Origin of the sequence: Bradyrhizobium sp. AS23.2 (genome assembly GCF_001908185.1) — a bacterium.
Classification (GTDB): domain Bacteria; phylum Pseudomonadota; class Alphaproteobacteria; order Rhizobiales; family Xanthobacteraceae; genus Bradyrhizobium.
Genome location: NZ_LGHM01000087.1, coordinates 23149 through 33080 on the forward strand (window position 1 = coordinate 23149; position 9932 = coordinate 33080).

Below are 9932 nucleotides of genomic sequence, written 5' to 3' on the forward strand. Positions count from 1 at the left end.
CCCCCCGCGGAGTTACTTCGCCTTCTTGGCTTTCGCCTTCTTCGCCTTGGCGGCCTTCTTCACCGGCTTTTCCTTCGCCTTCTTCTCAGGCTTTGCCGCGACGGGCGTGCTGGCGGCGATGCGCATCGAGCGGGCGTAGCTGTCGGCGACGTTGTCGGCGGACATCTGCAGGCGCTTGGCGGCGGCGGTGGCCTGCTCCATGGTGGCCTTGGCCATCATCTTGAAGCGGTCGCCGGTCTCCTTGCCCTGGGCCTTGGCCGCAAGGCCGTTGAAGCGATCCCGCCGCTCCTTGGCGCGGGTCATCAGGCCCGTATGCAGCTGTCTGGCCAGTTGCCGGATCACGACATCCAGGTCGGCGTCCGCCATGTTCTTCTATCCTCTTCGAAAACAGTATCGATGCGGGCGGGACTATGCAGATCAGGCCCCCCCCTTGGCAATTCCCGGCTGTGCGTCATCCGCAGCTTCCGGTTTACAAAACAAGAAAGCCGCGCTCCTCGCGCGGCTCCTGGTGAAGTTCTTGACGTGGTTTGGCGCTTGGTGCGCTGTTTCCGTCTCATTTCAGCGAGGCGACGGGGCCGCTCGTCGCTGCCGGGTCGGGGTCGAAGCCGAACACGCCGACCAGATATTTGTAGTAGTCCGGCATCTTCTCCTTGAGCGCCTCGCGCGACTTCGGATCGTGGAACTCGCTCTTTCCGGCCAGGAAGATGCTGGCGGTCACGGCGAAGAATTCCATGTGATTCTTCATCGGATAGGACTCTTTGGGCAAGAGGTCCTTGGACTTGGCGTAGGCATAATAGCTGAGCACGCCCTTGTTGGCGTAGCCGTCCGGCAGCAGCCGCGCGTGATAGGCGTGCAGCAGCTCGTGCAGCAGCACGGCCTCCTTTTCGTAACGCATCATGTCCGGCCGCAGCATGATCACGCCGAGCCCCGAATCGACCGCGAGGTCGACGGCATTGGGATTGGTCCAGCGCTGCTTGTCATGGTCCCACACCGTCAGCGTCCGCGGCACGCGGCGCTCGACGTTCGGGGTGACACGGCCGTAGCACGCGGTTGCGGCGCCTTCGTCGAGGCAGGCCAGCTCGCTTGCGATGATCGGGACGGTGCGGAAGAAGCGCAGCACGCGCGGCGAGAGGCCCGCACCTTCGACGACGTCGATCTGGCTCTTCAGGTTGTCGGTCAGCTTGTCGACATCCTTGCGGTCGGAATTCTCCGACAGGTCGTACATATAGCCGCGGTAGCTCTGGAAGCCCGGCGGCAACGGCTGCGCTGCGTCGGCGGACGCCGTATCGAGCGACCCGGCATTGGATGGATTGGCGAAAAGCGCGCCGACAATGGTTGCGGTCAGCAGCAACGCAATGCGCATGATGAACCCCCTGATGTCACTTGACGCGGCAGAATAGGCTAGCGTTGTTTGCGAAAAGTGAGTGGGGCGAGACTAAGGCGCCGATGTTGCGGCGTGCTTAATCGTTGGTTGCAGTCCGCAAGGCGTGGGTTAGCCCCGGGTTAACCAAGACGATGGGCGCGCCAGCCGGCGACGCGTTGTCGCCGCTGGCGGACAGGGCGCGATTGCGAAAGGCCGCGCGGCCCTTGTTTGTGTCGTCGACCGGCTCAGTAGTCATAGCCGGGATGGCCGGGATAATACTGCCGATTGCAGGCCCTGCGGCCGCGGTCATAGGCGGCGGCGTCGCCACGGGCGAGCGCGCTGACATATTTCAGGCAGCGCACGTAATTGTCGTTGCCAAGCCAGTCGAGGCTGCCGGCGGCAGCGGGTGTGAGCTGGGCGGAGCCGGCGAGCGTCACGACAGCGATGAGCGCCGCGTAGACGGAAAGCGTGATGGTTTTCATGGTCCGTATCCCTTTGCGGCTGCCCGACGCAGCCGGTGTGGACGCAACCTTGCCGGAACTCGCACGGTACAACTGTGCCAGCCGTCACATAGGGCTTTCCGTCATTACGGAAGGTGCGGTGTGAAACGACGTCGCCGGCAGCGCTCGCATTGACGGAGGTCGCTGCAACTAGGTGCGTCCACTACGTTGCGCGAGGGGTGGATCGACTGCCTGCGAAAGCGTAACATTGCCTCGGGCACTAAGCTCCACATCAACAGCCGGAAGGAGGATCCCATGTATGCGGCCATCCGTCAGGCCAAGGCGAAAAGCGGGAGCGCGGAAGAGCTGGCGCGCCGCATCAAGGACGGCGCCGTTCCGATCATCAGCGACGTCGACGGTTTTCGCGCTTATTACGTGGTCTATGCCGGCGACGACACCGTCACCGCGATCTCGATCTTCGACAAGTTCGAGCAGGCAGAGGAGGCGAACAAGCGCGCCATCGCCTGGATCGAGAAGGACCTGGGATCGCTGCTCGCCGGACATGCGAGCGCGGCTGCGGGACCGGTGATCGTGCATACGCTGGCGTAGGCGTTAGGCATCACTCGATCGGCACTCTCAACTGTCATCGCCCGGCTTGACCGGGCGATCCAGTACTCCGAGACGGTTGTGATCGAACCGATGGGCCGCGGCGTACTGGATGCCCCGCTTTCGCGGGGCATGACGGCGGTGGATGTGGCTTGCGCCTTCCGCCAAACGTGCTCGCGCTCACAACTCCCGTGCATTCGAGAATACGAACGAGCTTACCCGCCGCGTCGTCTCGTCCAGGATCAGCGTGCGCGTGATCGGCGGCTCGGCGCGCTGGGCGCAGTTTTCGCGCTCGCAGAGGCGGCAATTGACGCCGATCGGCGTTCCCTCCGTTTTCTCGAGATCCATGCCGGCGGCGTAGACGAGGCGCGATGCATGGCGGATCTCGCAGCCGAGGCCGATGGCGAAGCGTGGCTGCGGCAGCGGATGCGGCGCCACCGGCCGTCGCACCATCTGCGCGATCGAGAAATAGCGTGTGCCGTCGGAGAGCTCGATCACCTGCTTCAGGAGGCGATCAGGCGTGTCGAACGTCGAGTGCACGTTCCACAGTGGACAAGTGCCGCCGAATTTCGAGAACGGGAACGTGCCGGATGAAAAGCGCTTCGACACGTTGCCGGCATTGTCGACGCGCAGGAGGAAGAACGGAATGCCGCGCGCATTCGGCCGCTGCAGGGTGGTGAGCCGGTGGCAGACCTGCTCGAAGCCGGAATTGAAGCGCTGCGCCAGCACGTGGATGTCGTAGTTGAGGGCTTCCGCTGCGGCCAGGAAGGCGGGGTAGGGCATCATGACGGCCGCCGCAAAGTAGTTGCCGAGCGTGATGCGGAACAGCCGCCGCGGCGCGTCGTCAAGCGGGCCGGCGCGGCCGATGATGGTCTCCAGATGCTGCGCGCATTCGCCTAAGCCCAGCTGGAAGGCGAGCTGGAACGCGCGTCCGGGCGGATCGACCAGCTCGGAGATCAGGAGCTGGCGGCGGTGGCGGTCGAAACGCCTGAGCGTCTCGCGCATCACGTCGACCGGCATGATGCGGGTCTGGATCGAATGCTTCTCGCGCAATCGCGCCGCGAGTGCGGCATAGAGCCCCTCGGCCGGCACGTTCAGTTCATCGCGAAGATTCTCCGCGGCCTGCTCGAGCTCCGGAAAATAGTTCCGGTTGGCCTCGATCAGCTCGCGCACGCGTTCGACCGGATTGGCCTCATAGCGCGTGCCAACGTCGCGGTCGGCCATCTGCGCCGCCGCCAGGGTCTCGCCCTGGCGGGCCTCGGTATAGGCGGCGTAGAGCCGCTGCAGCGCATGGGTGACGCCGGGACAGAGCTCGGCGAGGTCGCGCAGTTCCTGCTTGGGAACGTCGATCTGTCGGAACAGGGGATCGGAGAAGATCTCGTTGAGCTCAGCGAAGAAGCGGTCCTCGTCGGCGGTCGCGAGGTCACGCAGGTCGAGGTCGTAGGTCTCTGCCAGCCGCAGCAGAATCTGCGCCGTCACCGGGCGCTGGTTGCGCTCGATCAGGTTGACGTAGCTCGGCGAGATCCCGAGCCCCTCGGCGATCTGGGTCTGTGACAGCCCCAATTGCTGCCGGATCCTGCGGAAGCGCGGGCCGACGAACAGTTTCTTCCCGGACTCGGCGGCCATCAGCAGCTCCTCTCTTCGCCTCTCCCCGCACGCGCGGAGAGTAAGAAGACAGCGGAATCGGCGAGCATTGTCGGGTCTCCAGAGGCGTTAAGGACAGTCTTGCTGACCAATTTCTATTACAAAGTTTACAAAATAACATCTGTTACATGTACCGATGTTACATGACATCACCATTCAATTACAAGGCCTCTATACGAACTTCTCTTTCTCGCGTTTAGCTCAAGGCACGCATTTCGCAATGCACTGTCAAAAATGTCGACGACAAAGCCGGTTCGTTTTGTCGTCATCGAAAGGATCAGGCCATGAACTACCAGCCACGCGGAATCAGCACCCTCCAGGGCCCGGCTTCGTATCAGAGCGAGGTCGATGCGGCCCAGGCGCTCCTCAAGACCCAGCCGACCTGGAACGGGGTGACGGCCGAGGCCGTCGCGCGCATGCGTCTGCAGAACCGCTTCAAGACCGGCCTCGACATCGCCCGCTACACCGCGGCGCTGATGCGGGCCGACATGGCCGCCTATGACAGCGACCCCACCAAGTACACCCAGTCGCTGGGCTGCTGGCACGGCTTCATCGCCCAGCAGAAGCTGATCTCGGTCAAGAAGCACTTCGGCACGACCGATCGCCGCTACCTCTATTTGTCTGGCTGGATGATCGCGGCCCTGCGCTCCGAGTTCGGCCCGCTGCCGGACCAGTCGATGCACGAGAAGACCTCGGTGCCGGCTCTGATCGAGGAGCTCTACACCTTCCTGCGTCAGGCCGACTCGCGCGAGCTGAACGATATCTTCCGCAGCCTCGACGCCGCCCGCAAGGAAGGCGACAAGGCGAAGGAAAAGGCGCTGATCGAGAAGATCGACAACTTCCAGACCCATGTCGTGCCCGTCATCGCCGACATCGACGCCGGCTTCGGCAACGCCGAGGCGACCTACCTGCTCGCCAAGAAGATGATCGAAGCGGGCGCCTGCGCGCTCCAGATCGAGAACCAGGTCTCGGACGAGAAGCAGTGCGGCCACCAGGACGGCAAGGTCACCGTGCCGCACGACGTCTTCCTCGCGAAGATCCGTGCCTGCCGCCACGCGTTCCTCGAACTGGGCGTCGAAGATGGCATCGTCGTGACCCGCACCGACTCGCTCGGCGCAGGCCTCACGCAGCAGATCGCTGTCAGCCACAAGCCCGGTGACATCGGCGACCAGTACAACAGCTTCCTGGATTGCGAGGAAGTGACGGCAGAGAACGCCCGCAACGGTGATGTCATCATCAACCGCAACGGCAAGATGATGCGTCCGAAGCGGCTGCCCTCCAATCTCTATCAGTTCCGCCCGGGCACCGGCGAAGACCGCTGCGTGCTGGACTGCGTCACCTCGCTGCAGAACGGCGCCGACCTGCTCTGGATCGAGACCGAGAAGCCGCATATCGAGCAGATCGCCAAGATGGTCGATCGGATCCGCAAGGTGGTTCCGAACGCGAAGCTGGCCTACAACAACTCGCCGTCGTTCAACTGGACGCTCAACTTCCGTTGGCAGGTCTACGATGCGATGAAGGAAGCCGGCAAGGACGTCAGCAAGTACAACCGTGCCGAGCTGATGAAGGCGGAGTACGACGACACGGAGTTGGCGAAGGAAGCCGACGAGCGCATCCGCACCTTCCAGGCGGATTCAGCCAAGCGCGCCGGCATCTTCCACCACCTGATCACGCTGCCGACCTATCACACGGCCGCTCTGTCGACCGACAACCTCGCCAGGGAATATTTCGGCGAGCAGGGCATGCTCGGCTACGTGAAGAACGTCCAGCGCGCCGAGATCCGTCAGGGTATCGCCTGTGTGAAGCACCAGAATATGGCCGGCTCCGACATCGGCGACGACCACAAGGAGTACTTCGCCGGCGAGGCTGCCCTGAAGGCGGGCGGCGCCCACAACACGATGAACCAGTTCGGCTAACGACAGGAGACTGACTATGACCACAGGCAGCAATTTCTGGGTGATCGGCGGCGAGTTCGGTTCGATGAACTTCCACAAGCTCGTGGAAGGCTCGGCCCAGGTCAAAGGTCCCTTCAAGTCCCGCAAGGAAGCCGAGGACTGCTGGAAGGAAGTCTCGGAAGAGAGCCGCCACAAGGCCGGCGTCCGCTTCTCGATCGTCGAGGAGCCGCACCGCGCCCCGGCAGCCTAATAGCGGCCCGGTTGCCGAACTGAACTGAAGAAGACGTCCAAGGACGGATGGTCCCATCCAGGCTCTACCTGGGTGGGACCGTCTGTTTTTGGCACAGGTGAGCCAGCTGTGTGCGCCGTAAGTATCTGGAATTGTGAGGCCTTTGCGGACGCTGTGGTTGCTGATAGGTTAACTCCAGCGTTTGAGGACGAGGCCGACAATGTCAGAGCCCGAGACCAGCGGGACCCATCCCAGCCAGCCGCGCCCGGTGCGGCTGCGCGATGCGCTGCTGCGCGCCCGGATCGAGGCCGCCGACCGGACCGGCGTCGTCGTCGACCTCAGGGATGCCGAGGTGGCGCGGCTCGAGATCCTCAATGATGCGCTCGATCCCCTGTTCGCGCAGGTGCCGGAGCAGATCGACCTGTTCGACCGCGGCATCAGCCAGGGCGATACGCCCAGACTCTGGATCGACGTTGTCGCGCACATCGTGATGGGGCGCGACAAGCGGATGTACCGCTTCGTCCAGGACACCCGCTTCGGCCGCATCGTGCTCGCCGAATCGCACGACACGGCTGTTATCGTCGAGGCCGTTACCGATTATGTCGCGCGCCGCATGATCGAGCGTGAGCATGCGATGGTGGTCCTGCCCGAGCCGAAGCCTGCGGCCGCGGAGCCGCCGCGCCGCTCGCGCGTGTGGCCGTTCGTTCTTGGATTCATCCTCGGCGCTGCCGCCTTGTTCGGCGTCGCTGTGCTCGCGGCCCTGCGGAGCTGGTGATCAGTTGCTCCGTCATTCCGGGGCATGCGAAGCATGAGCCCGGAATCCATCGGGCGGCAGCGCATGGCGATGAATGGATTCCGGGCTCGCGCCGTTGGCGCGCCCCGGAATGACAGCCAACTAAATCAACCGCGCCTGCTTGATCTGCTGGATCTGAAATCCAGACCCGAGGCCTCGCACCGTCTGCTCGCAGCGCCAGCCGGCATTGTCCCTCTCGATCGCGAACAGATTATACGCCGCCGCCGGGTAGCGTCCGTGCGCGAGCGCGGACGCCGACGGTACGCCGATCGCGGGAATGTTGCCGTTGGGGCCCTCGAACCACATCGTCGAATGAATGTGGTCGTGCCCATGCAGGATCAGCTCGACGCCGTGACGCCTCAGCAGCGCCAGCAGCTCGGCTGCATCGGTCATCCGCTTGTGGCGCGCGCCGGACTTCAGGGGATGATGCACCAGCAACACGCGGAAGACGCCCTCGGCCGCGAGCCGTTCGAGGATTTGTTCGAGAGACGCAAGCTGATCGCGCCCGAGCGTGCCCGTCGCCATCAGCGGCGGGGTCGGCACCGCCGTGGACAGGCTGACAAGCGCGATCGGCCCGCGCCGGCGGACGGCCGGAAAGCCGATGCTGCCGTCATCGCTCGCAAGATAGGGCGCAAAGGTCTCGCCGAAGCGATGAGTGGTGGCGCGGACATAGGCGTCGTGATTGCCGGGAATCGTGGTCACGCGGTCGGGCGGCCCGACGCCGTCGAGCCAGGCGCGAGCCGGCGCGAACTCCGCCTCCAGCGCCAAATTGACGAGATCGCCGGTTACGGCGATGTGGTCCGGCGCCTGCGCCCGGACGTCGGTGACGAGCGCGTCGAGCACCTCGCGACGCTGGTACTTGTGGCGGTTGCGCGTCCAGTTGACGTAGCCGAGCGCGCGCTTGCCCGCGAGCTCGATCAGCCGCGGCTTCGGCAGAGGCGGCAGATGCGGATCGGACAGATGGGCGAGCGTGTAGGGGGCCATGACGCGCGATTGCCTCGCTATTGCTCCGCTCTAATGGCAAGGTCGCGGGCGACGCGCAAGCAAAGCCTGAAGCGGGGCGTCAAGGGAGTCTGATGGGGGATCGTCTGAACAGCGTCCGACGGACATTCGAACCGCTGCTGCGGCGAATCTTCCACGCCTATTTCCTGCTCGTTCGCGGCATGACCCTCGGCGTCCGCGCCGTGGTGTTGGACGCCGACAACAGGGTCTTCCTGGTCAGGCACAGCTACATCACCGGCTGGTATCTGCCCGGCGGCGGCGTCGATCTCGGCGAGACCATGGAGCAGGCGATGCGGCGCGAGCTCAAGGAGGAGGGGGACATCGATCTGACCGGAGACGCCGTGCTGCACGGCATCTTCCTCAACAGCCACGTCTCCCGCCGCGACCACGTCGCGGTCTACATCGTCAGGCACTACAGGCAGGATCGCCTGCCCGCGCCCAACCGCGAGATCGTCGAATGCGGATTCTTCGCCATCACGGCGCTGCCTGAGGGAACCACGCCCGGCACGCGGCTGCGGATCGCGGAGGTGCTGGACGGCAAGCCGCTGATCGCGACCTGGCGGTAACCAGCTCAGCCGCTGGACCGGCTATGCCGCACGGGGCCGATGGACCGCGGCCCTCCGAGATGTTATCCCGCTTCCGACATCGACGCGTTTTCTGAACGCGAACCTGGTTCACTTCGCTCGAAGACGCATGCAGACATGACCGATCTCTCGCTCACCATCCTTCCCGAAGCTGCCGGCGACGCCCAGGCGATCGAACGGCTGCACGAACGCACCTTCGGCCCCGGCCGTTTCGTGCTCAGCGCCTACCGAATCCGCGAGCACGTCGACCATTTGCTCGACGTATCCTTCACGGCCCACATCGGCACGCTGCTGGTCGGCTCGGTCAGGCAATTGCCGGTGCTGGTCGGCGAGACGCCGGCGCTGCTGCTCGGGCCGCTCACCGTCGAGCCGCCGTTCCGCGACCGTGGCATTGGCCGTCTGCTGATGGAGCGCGCGCTGAAGGACGCGAAGGAGAAGGGACACCGCCTCGTGCTGCTGGTCGGCGACGAACCCTATTACAGCCGCGTCGGCTTCAAGCCGGTGCCGAAGGGCCGCGTCACCATGCCGGGCCCGGTCGACGCCGCTCGCGTCCTGATGTTCGAACTCGTCGATGGCGCCTTCGAGGGCGTGTCGGGGCCGGTGAGCCCCGACTGGAGCAAGGCGCGGGGCTAGTTGCAGCCCAAGTGATGCCGTTGGTGATTGCAGCCCGTAGCCAGATCGACCCAAACCGGAAGTGGTTTTCGACTGCACTCGGGTAGTCTGGCCCTATGAAGCGATCTGGTCTCACCCTAGGTGTGGTCTTTCAGGAGGTTGTCCATCTGGTCTGAACCGAGGAAGCTGAGGTTGCGAAGCTTCAGTGTTCCGAGGAGAGACCAGATGAACGTCCACAAGAATGCGCCTTTGACGCCCAAAGGTCGAGAGGCGATGGTGCGAAGCGTGGTCGAGGGCGGGCTGAACCACGCCGCCGCGGCGGACCTGTTCAACACGACACCGAAGACAGTCGCCAAATGGGTCAAGCGGTTCCGCGCAGAAGGTATTGCTGGGTTGCGCGATCGCTCCTCCAGACCCCATTCATCGCCGAGCCAAACTCCGCCTGCCACGTGCAAGGCCGTCGCGGCGTTGCGCCGTCAGCGCCACACCGGCAAGCAGATCGCGGCCGAGGCGAAGGTATCACCGGCCACCGTCAGCCGTATCCTCCGCCGCTTGGGATTAAACCGGATACGGGATCTGGAGCCAGCCGAGCCGGAACGCCGCTATGAGCGCGAGAGCCCAGGTGAGATCATTCACATCGATATCAAAAAGCTCGGGCGTTTCGAGCGTGTCGGCCACCGCGTCACCGGCGATCCGAGTGGTCCGAACAAGAGCCGTGGTGCTGGCTGGGATTTCGTTCACGTCTGCATTGACGACCATTCCCG

General features: G+C 64.3%; 12 protein-coding genes. 7 read left to right on the forward strand and 5 right to left on the reverse strand.

Annotation, left to right across the window (positions count from 1 at the left end):
- Positions 1 to 12: 12 nt before the first annotated feature.
- From AC630_RS19125 to AC630_RS19135, 3 genes are all read right to left on the reverse strand, one after another.
- On the reverse strand, positions 13 to 366 hold the full coding sequence (locus AC630_RS19125) for a hypothetical protein (protein ID WP_074120031.1): 354 nt from the start codon (positions 364 to 366) through the stop codon (positions 13 to 15).
- Between the two features lie 187 nt (positions 367 to 553).
- On the reverse strand, positions 554 to 1363 hold the full coding sequence (locus tag AC630_RS19130) for a hypothetical protein (RefSeq protein ID WP_074120032.1): 810 nt from the start codon (positions 1361 to 1363) through the stop codon (positions 554 to 556).
- A gap of 245 nt (positions 1364 to 1608) precedes the next feature.
- Positions 1609 to 1845 carry a hypothetical protein gene (locus tag AC630_RS19135; RefSeq protein ID WP_074120033.1) on the reverse strand — a complete coding sequence of 79 codons (237 nt, stop codon included), beginning with the start codon at positions 1843 to 1845 and terminating at the stop codon, positions 1609 to 1611.
- A 273-nt stretch (positions 1846 to 2118) separates the two neighbouring features.
- Between AC630_RS19135 and AC630_RS45515 the strand changes: the two genes are divergently transcribed.
- Positions 2119 to 2412, forward strand: a complete 294-nt coding sequence (locus AC630_RS45515) for an antibiotic biosynthesis monooxygenase (RefSeq protein ID WP_074120044.1) — start codon at positions 2119 to 2121, stop codon at positions 2410 to 2412.
- 177 nt (positions 2413 to 2589) lie between these two features.
- On the opposite strand, the gene AC630_RS19145 is transcribed toward AC630_RS45515, so the two are convergent.
- Positions 2590 to 4035, reverse strand: coding sequence for a helix-turn-helix domain-containing protein (locus AC630_RS19145; protein ID WP_074120034.1), 1446 nt, complete (start codon positions 4033 to 4035; stop codon positions 2590 to 2592).
- A gap of 302 nt (positions 4036 to 4337) precedes the next feature.
- Here AC630_RS19145 and AC630_RS19150 point away from each other — a divergent pair, with 302 nt between their 5' ends.
- From AC630_RS19150 to AC630_RS19160, 3 genes are all read left to right on the forward strand, one after another.
- Positions 4338 to 5969: an isocitrate lyase gene (locus AC630_RS19150; RefSeq protein WP_074120035.1), complete on the forward strand. Its 1632-nt coding sequence runs from the start codon at positions 4338 to 4340 to the stop codon at positions 5967 to 5969.
- A 16-nt stretch (positions 5970 to 5985) separates the two neighbouring features.
- Entirely contained in the window at positions 5986 to 6198 is a 213-nt protein-coding gene (locus tag AC630_RS19155; protein ID WP_074120036.1) for a DUF4170 domain-containing protein, read from the forward strand.
- Between the two features lie 199 nt (positions 6199 to 6397).
- Entirely contained in the window at positions 6398 to 6952 is a 555-nt protein-coding gene (locus AC630_RS19160) for a hypothetical protein (protein WP_074120037.1), read from the forward strand.
- A 120-nt stretch (positions 6953 to 7072) separates the two neighbouring features.
- On the opposite strand, the gene AC630_RS19165 is transcribed toward AC630_RS19160, so the two are convergent.
- A complete protein-coding gene (locus AC630_RS19165; RefSeq protein ID WP_074120038.1) occupies positions 7073 to 7954 on the reverse strand; it encodes a metallophosphoesterase family protein in 882 nt (293 codons plus the stop codon).
- Between the two features lie 92 nt (positions 7955 to 8046).
- Here AC630_RS19165 and AC630_RS19170 point away from each other — a divergent pair, with 92 nt between their 5' ends.
- The 3 genes from AC630_RS19170 to AC630_RS19180 all read left to right on the forward strand — a co-directional run.
- Positions 8047 to 8538, forward strand: coding sequence for an NUDIX domain-containing protein (locus tag AC630_RS19170; protein ID WP_074120039.1), 492 nt, complete (start codon positions 8047 to 8049; stop codon positions 8536 to 8538).
- A gap of 135 nt (positions 8539 to 8673) precedes the next feature.
- Positions 8674 to 9189, forward strand: coding sequence for a GNAT family N-acetyltransferase (locus AC630_RS19175; RefSeq protein ID WP_074120040.1), 516 nt, complete (start codon positions 8674 to 8676; stop codon positions 9187 to 9189).
- A 204-nt stretch (positions 9190 to 9393) separates the two neighbouring features.
- Positions 9394 to 9932: helix-turn-helix domain-containing protein (locus AC630_RS19180; RefSeq protein WP_143198154.1), on the forward strand; the 539-nt coding region annotated here is incomplete at its 3' end.